The 15334-nt window shown below is 42.4% G+C and carries 19 protein-coding genes, 1 pseudogene and 1 riboswitch; of the genes and pseudogenes, 3 read left to right on the top strand and 17 right to left on the bottom strand.

Annotated features, from left to right (window positions below):
- Positions 1–31: 31 nt before the first annotated feature.
- Positions 32–130: riboswitch (purine riboswitch) on the bottom strand.
- A 250-nt stretch (positions 131–380) separates the two neighbouring features.
- The 3 genes from P4S59_RS18595 to cspE all read right to left on the bottom strand — a co-directional run bounded on the left by P4S59_RS18595 (position 381) and on the right by cspE (position 1231).
- Complete coding sequence (locus P4S59_RS18595; protein WP_005396335.1) at positions 381–521, bottom strand: PA3496 family putative envelope integrity protein; 141 nt, start codon at positions 519–521, stop codon at positions 381–383.
- 50 nt (positions 522–571) lie between these two features.
- Positions 572–781 (bottom strand): hypothetical protein, encoded by a 210-nt coding sequence (locus P4S59_RS18600; protein WP_053807947.1) that lies wholly within the window; start codon positions 779–781, stop codon positions 572–574.
- A 240-nt stretch (positions 782–1021) separates the two neighbouring features.
- On the bottom strand, positions 1022–1231 hold the full coding sequence (gene cspE, locus P4S59_RS18605; protein ID WP_005396336.1) for a transcription antiterminator/RNA stability regulator CspE: 210 nt from the start codon (positions 1229–1231) through the stop codon (positions 1022–1024).
- Positions 1232–1622: 391 nt separating this feature from the next.
- Here cspE and P4S59_RS18610 point away from each other — a divergent pair, with 391 nt between their 5' ends.
- On the top strand, positions 1623–2471 hold the full coding sequence (locus tag P4S59_RS18610; protein WP_337168839.1) for a pirin family protein: 849 nt from the start codon (positions 1623–1625) through the stop codon (positions 2469–2471).
- A gap of 143 nt (positions 2472–2614) precedes the next feature.
- On the opposite strand, the gene P4S59_RS18615 is transcribed toward P4S59_RS18610, so the two are convergent.
- From P4S59_RS18615 to P4S59_RS18660, 10 genes and pseudogenes are all read right to left on the bottom strand, one after another.
- Complete coding sequence (locus tag P4S59_RS18615) at positions 2615–3463, bottom strand: patatin-like phospholipase family protein (RefSeq protein ID WP_337168840.1); 849 nt, start codon at positions 3461–3463, stop codon at positions 2615–2617.
- A 387-nt stretch (positions 3464–3850) separates the two neighbouring features.
- Positions 3851–4190, bottom strand: a pseudogene (locus P4S59_RS18620) (hypothetical protein).
- A gap of 633 nt (positions 4191–4823) precedes the next feature.
- On the bottom strand, positions 4824–5255 hold the full coding sequence (locus P4S59_RS18625; protein WP_005373685.1) for a YccF domain-containing protein: 432 nt from the start codon (positions 5253–5255) through the stop codon (positions 4824–4826).
- A gap of 217 nt (positions 5256–5472) precedes the next feature.
- Complete coding sequence (locus P4S59_RS18630; protein WP_337168841.1) at positions 5473–6405, bottom strand: Gfo/Idh/MocA family protein; 933 nt, start codon at positions 6403–6405, stop codon at positions 5473–5475.
- Between the two features lie 123 nt (positions 6406–6528).
- Positions 6529–8184, bottom strand: coding sequence for a phosphoethanolamine transferase (locus P4S59_RS18635; protein ID WP_114323387.1), 1656 nt, complete (start codon positions 8182–8184; stop codon positions 6529–6531).
- Between the two features lie 22 nt (positions 8185–8206).
- A complete protein-coding gene (locus P4S59_RS18640; RefSeq protein ID WP_269469449.1) occupies positions 8207–8563 on the bottom strand; it encodes a diacylglycerol kinase in 357 nt (118 codons plus the stop codon).
- 143 nt (positions 8564–8706) lie between these two features.
- Complete coding sequence (locus P4S59_RS18645) at positions 8707–9099, bottom strand: glycine zipper family protein (protein WP_337168842.1); 393 nt, start codon at positions 9097–9099, stop codon at positions 8707–8709.
- 117 nt (positions 9100–9216) lie between these two features.
- Positions 9217–10512, bottom strand: coding sequence for an ATP-binding protein (locus P4S59_RS18650; RefSeq protein ID WP_048624808.1), 1296 nt, complete (start codon positions 10510–10512; stop codon positions 9217–9219).
- On the bottom strand, positions 10512–11225 hold the full coding sequence (locus P4S59_RS18655; RefSeq protein WP_256898808.1) for a response regulator: 714 nt from the start codon (positions 11223–11225) through the stop codon (positions 10512–10514). Before P4S59_RS18655 ends, P4S59_RS18650 begins: the two co-directional genes overlap by 1 nt.
- A gap of 214 nt (positions 11226–11439) precedes the next feature.
- Positions 11440–11736 carry an isoamylase early set domain-containing protein gene (locus P4S59_RS18660; RefSeq protein WP_005396349.1) on the bottom strand — a complete coding sequence of 99 codons (297 nt, stop codon included), beginning with the start codon at positions 11734–11736 and terminating at the stop codon, positions 11440–11442.
- Between the two features lie 284 nt (positions 11737–12020).
- Here P4S59_RS18660 and P4S59_RS18665 point away from each other — a divergent pair, with 284 nt between their 5' ends.
- Positions 12021–12401 carry a hypothetical protein gene (locus P4S59_RS18665; protein ID WP_185090680.1) on the top strand — a complete coding sequence of 127 codons (381 nt, stop codon included), beginning with the start codon at positions 12021–12023 and terminating at the stop codon, positions 12399–12401.
- An 82-nt stretch (positions 12402–12483) separates the two neighbouring features.
- On the top strand, positions 12484–13083 hold the full coding sequence (locus tag P4S59_RS18670) for a thiol:disulfide interchange protein DsbA/DsbL (RefSeq protein WP_104972344.1): 600 nt from the start codon (positions 12484–12486) through the stop codon (positions 13081–13083).
- Positions 13084–13153: 70 nt separating this feature from the next.
- Here the strand turns inward: P4S59_RS18670 and P4S59_RS18675 are convergent, their stop codons facing one another.
- The 4 genes from P4S59_RS18675 to ribB form a co-directional block, all read right to left on the bottom strand.
- Entirely contained in the window at positions 13154–13399 is a 246-nt protein-coding gene (locus P4S59_RS18675) for a hypothetical protein (RefSeq protein WP_005373664.1), read from the bottom strand.
- A 152-nt stretch (positions 13400–13551) separates the two neighbouring features.
- Positions 13552–13995, bottom strand: coding sequence for a DUF3429 domain-containing protein (locus P4S59_RS18680; RefSeq protein WP_065645077.1), 444 nt, complete (start codon positions 13993–13995; stop codon positions 13552–13554).
- A 10-nt stretch (positions 13996–14005) separates the two neighbouring features.
- On the bottom strand, positions 14006–14506 hold the full coding sequence (locus tag P4S59_RS18685) for a glutathione peroxidase (RefSeq protein ID WP_371131089.1): 501 nt from the start codon (positions 14504–14506) through the stop codon (positions 14006–14008).
- Positions 14507–14655: 149 nt separating this feature from the next.
- Positions 14656–15312 carry a 3,4-dihydroxy-2-butanone-4-phosphate synthase gene (gene ribB / locus P4S59_RS18690; protein WP_006741191.1) on the bottom strand — a complete coding sequence of 219 codons (657 nt, stop codon included), beginning with the start codon at positions 15310–15312 and terminating at the stop codon, positions 14656–14658.
- Positions 15313–15334 lie beyond the last annotated feature (22 nt).

Below are 15334 nucleotides of genomic sequence, written 5' to 3' on the forward strand. Positions count from 1 at the left end.
AAATCGAACGCTATCACAAAGAGTAAGACCCACGATGATCTCAACTCTTCGTAATCAGCACTTTGCGGGAACTGGTAGAGACCCCAAACCATATCATTGGGGTTATACGAAGCAAACGAGGGGATTATACGCAAAATTCTCAATTTGGCTATACGCAAATAACCTAGTTGTCAGTAGTCGAAGGATTTTTCTAAGAAAAGTAACTGGCAACCGTATAAGTCACTTGGGTATAGAGGATCAAATTGGTTTTTGAGCGTGAACGAGGCTTATCGTGTTGTTGTAAGTGAGGAAAAAGAGTGAGGCTTCGTTTGAGCAAAGGTAGGTGGCGGTACCTTGCACAACGATGGAGCAGAGAGAGAATTGAGAGAGTCAAGGATAGCTTATAGATCAAATAACTTGTCAAATTCTCTTTGTTCCATAATGTCTTCTATACGGCGTCGCGTTTTTTGTTTTACCGCCGCCGCGTTTTGCTCAGACTCTTTTTTGTCTTTTTCTGCTTGCTTCTTACTTTTTCTAGCCATTGGATACCTTCCAAATTAGTTGCATCATTCATTAATGCATGAAAACTGAATTAGTTAACAGTAAAACTTCCTAACTTTGAACCTGAATCACAGAGAATAGTTCCAGATTGCGTTTTCTCACAATATTCAAAATCGATCATGTAGCTATGAGAATGAAGCTTAGGTAATACGTGCCTTCGTAAAATATCACCATTTAATTGATGTATTTTAGCGTTCCAAGAGGTGTGAGGTTGTTCTAGATTAAATTCAATTTCTAACATTTATTCTCCTGTTTCTTAGTGATTTTGTCTTTGTTAAGTAATTGATACCAATGCCTTTGACGGCCTGTTCTTTTTGAGGACATGATTTTTCCTATAAATAATAAATTAAGCAGTACTATCCTATTTATTTTAGGTAGCACAAAGCAATGCCTGATATTAGGCTGAGTGATTAAAGTGAGAATATTTTTGAAGGAGAGAGATTTGGTGCAGCATGGGCATGCTACACCAAGAAAAGCAGTCTTATAGAGGAGTTACTTCAGTCGCTTGAGGACCTTTTTTACCTTGCTCTACGTTGAAGCTTACTTTCTGACCTTCAGTCAGTGTTTTGAAACCGTCAGAAACGATAGCGTTGAAGTGTACGAATACATCTTGACCACCGTTGTCTTGAGATAGGAAGCCAAAGCCTTTAGTTTCGTTAAACCATTTTACTGAGCCGTTTACTTTAGACATAAAAATACCTTTGAATTAAACATTAAAATTTGAATTTGTTTTGTGGATCTTTTCTAAGCTATTGAATGTTCAATCAAGAGGAAGTTGTACGCAGGTGTCTGAATTGGGGGATTCAAGATTTTACTGAGAGGAAACTTAAACTAAATGTTGCATTAACAGCTCTCTTCTAAGAGCCAAGGCCTACTATACACCTTGTTTAGGAAATAGCTACACTTATTTTTAAATATATGTCGACAGCTTGGATAAGTGGGCTGTTCGAAAAATTTGAATAAGTAGCTCAAATAGCAAGGCTCATGATTATTTTTCTTCAATCTAAAATAGAACCATATCGATAGCCATGGCTGAACATGCGGTTTGCAAGCGGCCACAAAGGTAAACGAGGAGAAATAGTATGAGCACATTCAGAGAAATTCGTCAGCTTATTCAATCACAACCCACTGCTGATGGTGACGGAGTGAAAATTCGTCGAGTAGCAGGGTTTAATCATGCGAGCTTTTCTCCATTTTTGATGATGGATGAACTTAAGTCTGACGACCGTGCTGATTATGTTGGTGGCTTTCCTCCTCATCCGCATCGCGGCATCGAGACGCTTACTTACATGTTGAAAGGTCATTTCCAGCATCGTGACCACATGGATAATGTTGGTGAGCTTCGTTCTGGTGGCGCTCAATGGATGGCGGCAGGAAGAGGCGTCATTCATAGTGAGATGCCTATTATGCAGGAAGGTGAATTGCATGGTTTCCAAATTTGGATAAACCAGCCTGCGAAAAATAAGATGTCACCGGCTCAATATCATGACTTTCAACCTGAAACGATAACGGAATTCGAAACTCAAAGCTCGGGCGTTGTACGCTTGATTGCTGGTCATCTGACTATAGACAACGAACGTATTCAGGGGCCTTTAACAGAAACAGGTGTTGCTGCCACAGTGGCCGATTGGAGAGCGATGGTTGGTCACGCTTTGAATTTGACCACGGAGCAAGACCACAACATGATGATCTACGTTTATAAAGGTCGTGTTCAGTTAAAAGATCGTGAGATCAATCAAGGCGAAATGGCGATTCTATCGAAAGGTGAATGGGTTGAATTACAAGCCGAAAAGGAGAGTGGTGCTCTGATTTTTATTGGCGAACCAATCAATGAACCAGTGGTTCACTATGGCCCTTTTGTAATGAATAGCATGAAAGAAATAGAACAAGCAATCCAAGACTACAATTCAGGATTGTTTGAAACCTACTAGCGTCAACATCCTAACTCCCTTTTCTGTGAGTAGCGCAGTTATCAACAGTTTTGAGCCTGACTATTGGGCTCGACCAGAAGCAAATACGATAATCCACTGCCATCGAATTTGCGTTAGCCACGTCTAATCCACGTGGCTTTTTTCTACTTCTGATTCCATCGCATGATAGCTTCTTTTCCTGCTTCAATACCTAACTCATAAGCTTGGCGCAATGGTGCTGGCGAGCGACTCAATCGTTTTAATTTAAATGATTCAGGAGGACAAACTTGGATGATTTCGACTCCCGATGGTGGATTGTCGATCAGTGCTAACGTTTGATTGTAGCGAACTTCACGCGTCAACATCGGCTCAATTAATCCTGGCGTTTCTTTCAACATCCGTTTGGTTAGCGCGCTGAACTTTCCTTTCGGCTTTTGATAGCTAGAGGGTTGACTGCGTAAAACCATAATCTTTTTGGCGCCTCGCTTTATTGCTTCTGCGACAGGAAGTGCATCAGAAACCCCACCATCAACGTATCGGGTGCCGTTCAGTAAGACACCATTTCGGTAAAGTACGGGAAGTGCGCTGCTGGCTTTCATTGTTTCTGCGAGCTCGTCGACATTAGGAGTATGGTACTCCGCTTGGCCATTGTCTTGACGTGTTACGCCTAAAAAGAAAGGTCTCGAATCCGCTTTTAGTACGGACTTGTCTATGCCAAGCTCTTCGAGAGTGACGTCCCACATCCAATTTAAGTTCATCATATCGCCGCCACGTAGAATCTGAGATGGTGAGATGAATTCTTTCCTTAAACTGTAATCGAGATAGATTTTTAAGTTGCGCCCGGGCATTTTAGCTAAATACGCCGCCAAGTTACTTGCGCCCGCCGATACGCCCCAAAAGCTATCAAATGGAGAGAAATCGTTAGCGAGAAAATGATCGAGTATGCCGCAAGAAAATATACCTCGCATTGCACCACCTTCGACAATCAACGCACGATCTCCTACTTGTTCCATCACTGTGTTCCATTCTTTACCTATTGGATGAATAGAATGCAGCTTAACGCATAACGGTTTTATACCCAAGTGGTCCTAAGTGCTAGGGCATCTCCTTAAGTAAAAGAAAAGGGCATCGATGGATGCCCTTTTTATATTAAGCCTAGGGGGTTACAGGTTATTGAGCAGCTCATTTAGTGAAAGCGCACTGAATAAATATGTCACTCCCACACAGAAAGCGGCGCCTGTAATTCCGATACTGATCGTTGTTGTAATTAAAAGAAGTGTCATCTTAGACATACAAGATCAAACTCCTTTTTTATATTTAAGTGGGGCGTTGTGCGTCTGGTTATCGTTTTGAATCATGATGCAAGCGCCCTAAGTTTATTGTTCTAATAAAAGTGATGATCACTTGTCAAAAAAGCAGATAAATAGCACCCAAACTGTCGTTAATGCGAGCAGCGGAGTGAATACTTTCTGTATAGAGGCGCCATCGGTTAGGTTGTAGATTTTGATGGATTCGTTATAGAACGCCCGCTTGAACGCCTTAAAAGAAATATCATTTTTCACATGAGATTGTTCATAGTGTAGGTGTGCTGCGTCTGATAGTTGGTATTCTAAGTCTTGGAGTTCGTACTCTTTGTTAAGAAATGCCTCCCGAAGCCGAAAGACGGGCTATCGTTTTTGGAGATTGATTACCCTTTAACTTCTCTAGACGTTTGGCATAAGCAGCTTGATATTTATCCACGGTGTATTCCTGTCTGAATAGGCGTTGAGTTAGAACATTTGTAAAAAGAAAAACGAGCAAAAAAGGGGCTTTACGTTCTATGTCTGTGATAAATGCTAAGGAGCTCAATGGTCTATTTCTCTGATGTCGCGAATAATATTGATTGAACTTAAATGCGACAAACAAAATAATTTACTCAAGATAACAACGAATATTTGTTGCCTTTTAAAGAAAAGCGATAGTGATGCGAAGTGGTGGCTTTGATCGGGAAGAAACCCGCTTTCGTAACGGCTTACGTTTATTGAGAAAAAGTAAACGCTGGAACTATCGCTGGATTGGTGTGAGTTATTTATCGTCAAAAATCATTAATATCAACTATGCTTATAGTTCGACTTTTCGTAAATGAACTCAATTTAGAGGAGCGGAAATAATACTGATTTTTGAGCGTGGGTGAGCTTGGAGGGTTAAGCTAATCCATTGATTAATAAAAAAGTAAAGTAGTACAGAGCTAGGGTGAACTTCAACTTAAAGGTGACGGTATGGATATACAATCAACCATTATTGAATATGCGATAGCGATAATAGGCTTACTTTTGACGGGAGTTGCCCTCTGAGCAATACTGCCCAGAGGATAGAAAGTATATTGGCTGTTTGTTAGCGGTTGATATTGTACCGAGCCATTGCAGCTTCTTCTGACGACACAACCGTTTTACCAATTGGTGCGAGTGAAATAACCGCAAGCTTCAGGTGTTGGAGTGCAAACGGAATACCAATGATGGTTACAAAACACGCTGCGGCGGAAAGTACGTGACCGATTGCTAACCAAAGGCCTGCAAAGACAAACCAAAGGACGTTACCGATAACGCCTAGAGGGCTCGTACCAATGTCCATTTCATTGGTCAATTCATCGCGTGAAATGGCTTCTTTTCCGAATGGGAAAAAGGAAAAATTACCCATAACGATACACGCACGCCCCCAAGGTATTCCGATGATGCTAATAAAGGCCAAGATACCGAAAAACCACCATAGCAACCCCATAAATACGCCACCAAATACAAACCAAATGATGTTACCGAGTGTTCTCATTCTATTTCCTTTACTCTTGAATATGACGATACAGGTTCCTGAGGGTATCGTAATGTAAAACTAGAACCACTCCGTTAATAAACGTGATCCGTTCCCTCATTCACTTGCTTGATAGAATAGCCGCATAAGTATTAACAGAGAATGAATGACTCCCTGAAGCTACGTTTGTTTTAGTATAGAGCGTAATACTCGATTAAGCATATAGCCAAGAATTAAGCTACCTAGAGGTAACTTTCTCGATATATTGACAAATTTGCTCTGCTAACTGATGGCTAGCAATGTTGCGTTTCACTACTTCACTGGCGATTTTTCCAGATTCAACGACGTTAAACCAGTCGAGCAACATCGCATGGAAACCTTTGCTCGTCAGCATTGGCGTCCAATCTTTCAAATTGATTTTTTGCTCTTGGTTCGCTTGCCATCGTCTCCCTTCAACGAAAGAGTCGAATTCCATTGCTTTGTTTGCATAACAAGCTTGAACGCGTTCCATCGTCATACCGAAGTGACGATTCATCGAAGCGTGGAGTAAAGTATCTCCGTGTTGCCACTGAATGTCTAAACGCGCCAATTGGTCACCCTCAAGCTGATGCGTTATGTAAGCCTCTTTTAAATCGGTTTTGGCTGTCACGTTAATACTGTCTAATGGGTGAATAAAATCATCAAATATAAAGGTACGAATATCGCCTGGTAGTTGGTGACGGTTCTTTTCCCAGCGTAGCGATTTTAGGTCAGAAATGTTGCCTTGCTGTACCTCTGGCATGTGTTGGTTGTAAACCGGAATATGACGTCGGTTGAAGCCCACATAAAGTGGTTGTTTTTCTTTTTCGGCAATATCGTACAGTTTTTCCACGTCATCAGCATTGTCCGCTAATGGTTTGTCGACAAAGGTTGGGATTCCATGCTGCAAAAAGAATGCTGCGATTTGAGGATGTACGCTTGTTGCCGCATGAATCATGACAGCATCTACGCCAAAGTGCAGAAGCTGCTGGTAGTCTTGACAGGTCTCTGAGATTCGATATTGCTTAGCCAGACTCTCAAGTGCATTTGCGTTGCGTGTACAAAATACAAGTTCGATATTTGGAAGCTGAGTGATAACGGGAAGGTATGCTTTCTGAGCAATATCTCCTAAACCAATAATACCAATTTTCATCCTAGTCCTTATTTCGATGTATGGATGGCAGGTTGTAGTATAACGCTTGGCAAGTTGATGAGTTTAAATGCCTTGTTAGAAAAGAGCCTGACTCACATTTTGAGTCAGGCTTTGTTGGTCCACTTAGGAAGTCGTGCGGCAATCTTTGAATATATCTAACTTGCCGTCGTAGGCTTGGGTTTGTACATCCATAACGCCTAATAAAGAGTGGAACACGTTATCATGTGAGTACTGGCCTGCCTTTTGCGCTTCATTCGACAAACAGTCGGTGTTGATTTGTTTCACTTGCTTAAAGCCGGAAGATAGCCACATGAGCAAAGGAACACGTTTTTGGAAGTCTGGTGCAAGGCCGTAAGGCATGCCATGTAAGAACAATCCGTTTTCGCCTAATGATTCACCATGATCCGATACGTAGATGAGAGCGGTATTATATTGAGACTCTAATGCTTTGAGTTTGTTGATGGTTTCTGCCAACACAAGATCAGTGTAGCGTATCGTATTGTCGTACGTATTCACGATTTGTTCGACGCTACAGTTTTCTATATCTGCACGTGGGCAGTCTGGTTTGAAAAACGCTTTGTCTCTAGGATAACGCTGGAAGTAGGTAGGACCATGGCTTCCTATAAGATGCATGGCGACAACGCGATTGCCGTGCATATCCGCAACTTCTTGATCAAAGTGATCTAACAGCGCCATATCGTAACAGGTTTGACCGTTACACAGAGGACTTGCTTGCTTTCGGTTCACTTCAATTTTCTTGATCTTGTGGGCGACTTCTTTGTCTCCGCCATCATTTTCTTTCCAGATGAGGTCAACTCCAGCGCGCTGCATGATGTCGAGAGCATTATCTTGGTTATCTGCCTTGGTCCGTTCAAACTCGCTTCGCGTGAGCTGAGAAAACATGCAAGGCACAGATACTGCAGTTGCAGTGCCACAAGACGCAACCTCTTGAAATGAAATCACATCCAGCTTACTGGTGTAAGGGTTTGTCTCTCGCTTATAGCCATTGAGTTGGTAGTTCTGTGTTCGAGCGGTTTCTCCGACAACAAACACCAGTAGTGTCGGCTTGTTCTGTGCTTGCTTTACTGCGCTATCTGACTGCTTTGCATCGATTCCAATCTCGCGATACGGCTCTGGCGTGGTGAAGTATTTCTCCTTTACATACCCAGTCGCGCTGTAAACGAATTGAGTGGGAATAATGATTTTTTTCAGATAGCTGTTATTGCGACCGACAGATGCATAGTCTTGGTAGTAAACACTGGCAATAACAGCAATTACTGCAAGAGATGACAACATCGACACCAACTTCGTGAGAGAAAAATACAGCAATTGGTGGCGCTGAGATTGCAACTTGACCTTATAGACAATCATCGCAGGGACGCCCCCCATAAGTAGCGTCCAGATTACAGAATAAGTACTCAGGTAAGAGCTTGCCTCGCTCGAATCGGTTTCAGCAATATTAGCAATCATTCCAGAATCGAAAAGCGTGCCATAGTTGTAACTTGCGTAGCTAACCATACTCGAAATTATGAGCAAAGTAATAAAGAATGGTTTTCCAACCCAAGGCCAACTAAATAAGTTAAAAAGGAAATTGAGCGCGGCAAGAAAGAAAATGGGTATCGTAATAATAAAACCAATTTTGACATTATCTAGGCTTGAAAAAATACCATTCAGCTCTTTGTAAATAGGAATATTTACAACCAGCGCGAAATAGAATGCCAACAAGAAAGTAAAGGTAACGTACGAGATACCTTTTTGTTGCAAATTATGTGTCTTCATAAGTAAATGTCTTGAATCAAAATTAGAGCAAGAACGAAGCCCAAACAAAAAGGGCAAGAGTGAGCGCAACAAATACTGCAGCCGAGCCGATATCTTTGGCTCTACCACTGAGCTCGTGCCAGTCATCGCTAACACGGTCGACAATCGCTTCTACGGCGGAATTAATAAGTTCGACGATCAGGACCAATAACAGGCTACTGATCATCAGTACTCTTTCAAATGTGGTGACTGGAAGGAAAAAAGCACAGACGGAAAGCACTAAGGCTAGAATCAATTCTTGTCTGAAGGCGGCTTCGTATTTCCATGCGGCTTTCAATCCCTGAAATGAATAGCCGGTCGCATCCATGACACGGCGTAGACCTGTTTTTCCTGGCTTCAAAATATGACCTTACTACAGCTTAATAATTTAGATTGTGCATCTATCCAAACGATGAAATGAGACTAATCGTTCTTGCGTGAAACATTTGTGAATGGCATTCATCACACAACGATATAGGGTTTGAATAAGAAAAAAGAGTTGAATTAATCAAGGTCGTAGACGGTATAGCCTTTATTCTGAAGGCATTTTCGCAGTACGAGAGATTGTGTCTTGGTGGAGTCATTGCTTCCACTCAACGCTCCGGCCCCTGCTCCAACAGTACCGCCTGCAGCGGCACCAACAGCAGCTCCACCTATCCCGTTTTCCAGCGCACCAGCTGCTGCCCCAATTAGTGCACCTGTAACTGCGCCATTCGCGGCTTCAGATTTTGCAGCTTCCGTTTTGTCTACGTTTTCCGCATACTCTTGGCAATAAAGAAAATCTTGTTCATATTTAGCAGGATCAACATTAGTCATGTCGACAACAGGCTTTTGATTATAAGTACAAGCGCTAAGAGTAGAGGCAAGCGTCATAACCAGAATAAAAGGTTTGTACATGAGTATTATCCATTTGTTCTGTGAATTTATGGATTAAATGTACACTGTTTTATTGCTGAGCTCTGTCGCTGGAGTGTATTGAAGTGTCGTCTTCTGTAAAGGAGGAAAGAGGTTAACTTAACTGTCTGATTTTGGAAGACGAAGTGTGAAGCAAGCACCACCAAGTGGGCTATGAGAAATCGAAACCTCACCATGTTGAAGTTCCATTATCTGCCTGACGATCGCCAAACCGAGCCCAAATCCACTCGTGTTTTTGTTTCGGGACTCATCCGCGCTATAAAATGCTTCAAAAAGGTGAGGCCAATGCTGCTCTTCTATGCCTATACCATCATCATGTACATGGATTAAACAGCTTTGCTGATCACTTTTTATCTCAACCATAATTTGAGTATTTGCGTATCGCATTGCATTGCGTAGCAGATTATCCAAGGCACGTTTTAGCAGTTTTGGATCGGCGAATGCGCGCGCGTTTTCAGAGTTTGTTTCATTGAGTGAGATTGATAATTTGGTCTCTTTTTGCCATCTCTGTTTTAACTCATTAACTAACTTGGCGAGCGCTACGTTTTCTGTTTGCAACGCCGTATCTGGGCGTTCCATTTTGGCGTAATAAAGCAGCTCTTCAACCATATCTTCCATCTCGTCAATGTCCTCGACGATACTACGTACATGCTTTTTCTGTTGTTCGGTTAATGTAGAGTCCGATAACAAGTCAGCTTGCCACTGCAAACGAAAAATAGGAGTGCGTAATTCATGCGCAACTGCATTGGTCAGCATTTTATTGCTAGTGATCAGGCGAGAAACTTTGTCAGCCATCGTATTAAAGCTTTTGTTCAGCGTTCCAACGGACTTGGCGCTTGAGGTGCTTGCTCGTGCTTTGAAGTTGCCTGAAGCAAACTCTACCGTGACTCTTTCTAACTCACGAATTCGACGGCTCAAAAACCAGATCAGCAGTATGCAATACAGAGCAAATCCGGCTAAAAAGAATAACCATACAATGTTGTCATCAAAGTTAATCGCCTGAATAACTGAGCTATCCGGATCATCGATCATTTTGAAAATAGGGGTGTCCGCATCTAGGCGGAACCATATATCCCTTTCTTCGTCGTAAGCCACGTTAACAGAGGTGTCACTTTCAAATGCTTTTCTGATGTCCTCTGGAAGTTCTTCGAGCGTGTGAGGAATCAACAAGCGATGGCTGGACGTGGCAAATTGCTCAAGCTGTTGTTGAGTGTATTCTAGTCCGTGCTCTTCGTAGATAGGATAGATAAGATCGTGGAAAGCTTGACCTTCTTGCTCTTGTAGCAGGTAATCGTAATCTGTGTTGATCTCATAGACCAAGAATTCGTAACCCCACAAACTCACCATAAATAGAATGATAAGACCGACAAAGCTTTCCAGATAAATCCGTCTCATTATTCATTCCATGCATCAGGCATAAATAGGTAGCCTTTGCCGCGAACCGTGATTATTTTTTGTGGAGAGCAAGAGACATCGCCTAATTTTTTTCTCAATGTCACAATACGGTTGTCAATGGTGCGATCTGTACCGTCGTACTCAATACCACGTAGTGTTTTCGTTAACCACTCACGTGAGAGTGTTTTTTCTGCGTGTGTTGCGAGAACCCATAATAAATCGAACTCACCGTCAGTCAGCGCAATTTCTTCCTGGTTCATGACGCATGATTTACGTAATCGGTTTAAACACAGTACTCCAATTTGTAGACCGTTTTCGGACTCGGTAGAGGCTGCCTCTTTTCTTCTCAATAGCATGCGAATGCGTGCCAGCAGCACACGAGGTTTGATTGGCTTGGTAACAAAGTCATCGGCGCCAATTTCTAATGCGGCGACGTGATCGAAGTCGTCATCACTCGCTGTCAGCATCAACACTTTGCCTTTGTAGCATTCACGGATTTGACGACATACGCTCAGGCCGTCTTGTCCAGGTAGCATCAAATCTAACAAAACCACGTCTGGCTGTGTGTCAATAATCGCTTCGGGTGCGTCTGTCCCGTTGTCGATACATTTGACCTGGAAACCTTGTTCAACAAAATACTCTCCCAGCATAGCTTGTAATTTGGGATCGTCTTCCACGATGATTAAAGATGGTTTGACTTGTTGTGCGTTCATTTGAGTGATGTATACAATATTTAATATCACTGGAACTTAAACAAATTTACGAATTATTTCAAATAAAGCTTTCTCAGAATAAGGTTATCGGATGAGTTGATTCGATAAATACCCCAAGTAATGATTCAAACTTAATCATTAATCACATTTTGAAAAGTCTAAAAAAGGCGCAACTGTTGCGCCTTAATATGGAATATTAGGGTGAACTTACGTTTTATTCGGTGGTGCACACGACGCTGTTGTCGCTGCCAAAAGCATTGGGAACATAAGCGTCGGCTTGAGGATCGTTTTCCCACTTTGCATCATTGAGCAAGTAGCGGAACTGAACATTCTGCTCTTTAGGTAAGCGCGTTTTAAATTTAAATTGACGGCTTTTCTTCACTAATTTCATCGGTTCTGGCTGCCAGTTGTTAAAATCCCCAGCAATATGGATGGAGTCCCACTGGTCTTTATCTAGCTCGAACGTGACTTCAACTTCATCTTTTGTCTTAAAGAATCTCTTTTTAAGCATTGATCTTTCCTTGTTCGTACAAAAACTGTTCTAACTATTACTCGTGTTTCATAACGATTTCAAGTTTTATCGAATTGTCGCTGGTATCAGGTGAAGAACTATCTAAATGATGAATAGCTTAATCGCTATGAGTTCTTGTGAGAGGGGAGCGGTATTGAGAAGCCTCAAGGATATGGAACCGTTAACGTACCAAGTTTTTAGGCGAGGCGGAACTCAGAGTCCGTACCTTGAAGTCAAACCGTTATCATGTATTATCTTAAATCACCATTTTTGTTGATGTAGCTATGTTGAAGTTTAACCGTACATTGTTGACCGCGATAGTTTGTTTAGCCGCTATGCTTTTGAGCAGTGTCGCTCCTATGGCGAAGGCTTCAGCCCCGGTGAAAACAATTGAAGTACGCGATATTATTGTTCAACAGGCTGCTCTGCACAAACAACTTGGCGTCAATGACGACTGCGTAGAATCACATCACGATGAGTCAGCCATCAATAAGGTGCAACAGTCTCACACGAGTTGTAGCTCTTCCTGCATGGTCAAAATTCCCGCCAACTTATCTCAAAACGACTTACTGCTTCTTCCTTACAGCCTTGCATTGATTGATAGGCCTTTAGTCGAAAAAGTAGTGACAGTGATCACCAAGCTTTATCGTCCTCCGATTGTTTAATTCCTCATCTCAAATTACTTGGGGTTTCCCCTTTTTACCAAATGAAATGATTTGGCATTTGAATGCCACAAGGAAATAAACAATGAAAAAACTACTTGCCTTATGTAGTGCACTTTTACTGACTTTTACCGCTCACGCAGCGCAATTTGAAGAAGGGAAGCACTACAAAGTTCTGGATGTTAAGAAAGCATCGAAACCTGTTGTGACGGAATTCTTTTCTTTTTATTGCCCACATTGCTACAAGTTTGAGTCGCTTATTGAGCGTTTAAAACCTGCTCTGCCAAAAGAGGCAAAGTTTGAAAAGGTACATGTGGGGTTCATGGGCGGAGATATGGCGATTCCGATGGCCAAGTCCTACGCGACGATGGTATCGCTCGGGGTTGAAGATACAATGATTCCTGCCATGTTTGCCCAAATTCATCAAAAGCGACAAGCGCCAAAAGATGACGCTGAGCTGAAACAGCTCTTCGTTGATAATGGCGTAGAAGGTAAGAAGTTTGATGCGGCGTACAACAGTTTCGCCGTAAACTCAATGCAGAAAGGTTTTGATAAGCAATTTGCAGCCAGCACGTTAAGAGGGGTTCCAGGTGTGGTTGTGAACAATAAATACATTGTTTTGGCCAACGAAATTCGTACTTACGACGAGTACAATCAATTAGTTAATTACTTATTGACGCTGTAACTATAAATAGCATTGATGCTTAAAAATGGCGACGGTAGAGTCGCCATTTTTTATGCTTATCACTTTCGCATTATCTAAGAACGCTTGTGCATGCTTGAGTCGGAACACTAGTCATAAATATGGCATGCGGATAAAACAAGCTAGCTGCAGTGATTGCGACATTACATGGCTGAGCAATCGTGGTTTTAATCACATTGGTAAGCACGGCACCTGTATTATTTACTGTTTGAGCGGCGGCTTGTTGTGCTTGGTAAGACACGCAACCTGTCGTTGCATTGATCATCGCAGTGCTAAACAAAAGTTTGCGAAAAAACATATTCATATCCTTTGTGAATGCTTTGAGATACTTATATGTGGATTGATTCATAAATGAAACAAAACAGTGTTCAAAATATGTGTGCATTCACGAAATGAACATTGTTTTATAAAAAGACGTTTTTTTGTGATCTTAGTACTGGACAGACCAGGTTATGAAACTAAAGCCAATCCGTGCATTACGATTACGCCGAAGGTCAGTTTGCTCCTCATTCCTTGATATCCCTTGGGCTCGGTGTCTTGTTCGACTTTCCTCACGAGTTTTTCTGCATACCAAACAGCAAGATACCCAATTGCTAAGAGTAGGGTAGCGACCGCGTAATGTTTGTGACCCTGCAATAATGCGCCCCAAGCGAGTAAGACAAAAAGGTTGCTGAGAATTAATATATTTCTGCTAAGGCGGTGGTAGTAATGCTCAATGCCATTCCCCCAGAGTATGCCGGATAAAAAACTTAATATAACGGCGCTGTATGCGATGAAAAATTGCTGACCACTTAAATTGAAGAGTGAGATATCAGTGAAAATCAGCCCTAAACTAAACACAAATGGAATCAGGCCTAAGTAACCGAGTTGTAGCATGGTTGAGCGTGTTGTCATGGTCGTCACCTTACAATTGTTGCTCTATCATATTGGTAAGCGTAGTACTTGTCGGTGATGTGGAGCTTGGAAAAGTAGCAATAACTTTGCCTTCAGAGCTAATTAGAAACTTGTAGAAGTTCCATTTTGGTTTTATGCCTGCTTGATTAGTAATTTGGTTGAATACTGGGTTCGCATCTACACCTAATACTGAAGAGCGAGCCATCATTGGAAAGGTGACCCCGTAATCGAGATAACAGACTTTCGCTGTGTTTGTTTCGCTTCCTCTGTCCTGTCGGAAGTCATTGCTCGGGAAGCCTATAACGGTGAAGTTTTGGTCTTTGTAAGTTTGATAGAGGGTTTCTAACTGTTCGAACTGAGGAGTGAAGCCACACTGGCTTGCTGTATTGACGACTAGTAGTGTCTTTCCCTTAAAGCTTTCGCATAGATCGACTTCTTCTGTTGAGTTTAACAACCTTTGCTTACCTTGAAGAATATCAGGGCACTCAGATGCAAGAGTAAGCGAATTCATGGAGATAAAGCCAACGAGAGCGACGAGTTTCAGTAATCCTTTCATGGTGTTGTTCCCTTTGTTTTCAATAAGTATAACTACTCAAGTGCAAAGAGGATCGATCAAAAAAGCCGCACAAATGCGCGGCTTCTTTCAGAGCTGGGATTTAATTATGCCAGTTTTAACTCGAACTGATTGCGGTACATCACCATGTCTTCAATAGTCAGCACTGGCATGTTGTGCAGGCGACCAAACGCAACGATCTCTGGTGCTTTTGCCATCGTGCCATCTGGGTTGGTCACTTCACATAGTACGCCAGCGGGTTGAAGCCCTGCCATTTGCATCAGGTCAATCGTACCTTCTGTGTGACCACGGCGAGTCATTACACCACCTGGACGTGCGCGCAGAGGGAATACGTGGCCCGGGCGAGCAAGATCCTCAGGTTTCGCATGCGGGTTTGCCGCCGTTTTAATGGTCGTCACTCGGTCTGCTGCTGAAACCCCCGTTGTTACACCAACTTTCGCTTCAATAGAAACCGTAAATGCGGTTTGGTTTGCGCTGTTGTTGTTTACTACCATTGGAGGCAGTTCCAGTTTGTCCGCTTGAGCATCTGTTAAGCACAAACAAACGATGCCGCTACATTCGCGGATCATCAACGCCATTTGCTCGTTGGTGAGGTGCTCGACTGAATAAATGATATCGCCTTCGTTTTCGCGATCTTCATCATCAAGAAGAAGTACGCCACGGCCTTCTTTTAGAGCGATAAGTGCGTTTTCAACGCGAGTAATTGGGTCGCCGAATTCGGCAAGTAGTGATGACTGATTCATGGTTAACTCCTAAATTTCACCA

The organism is Vibrio sp. M60_M70, from assembly GCF_037162085.1.
GTDB lineage: Bacteria > Pseudomonadota > Gammaproteobacteria > Enterobacterales > Vibrionaceae > Vibrio > Vibrio diabolicus.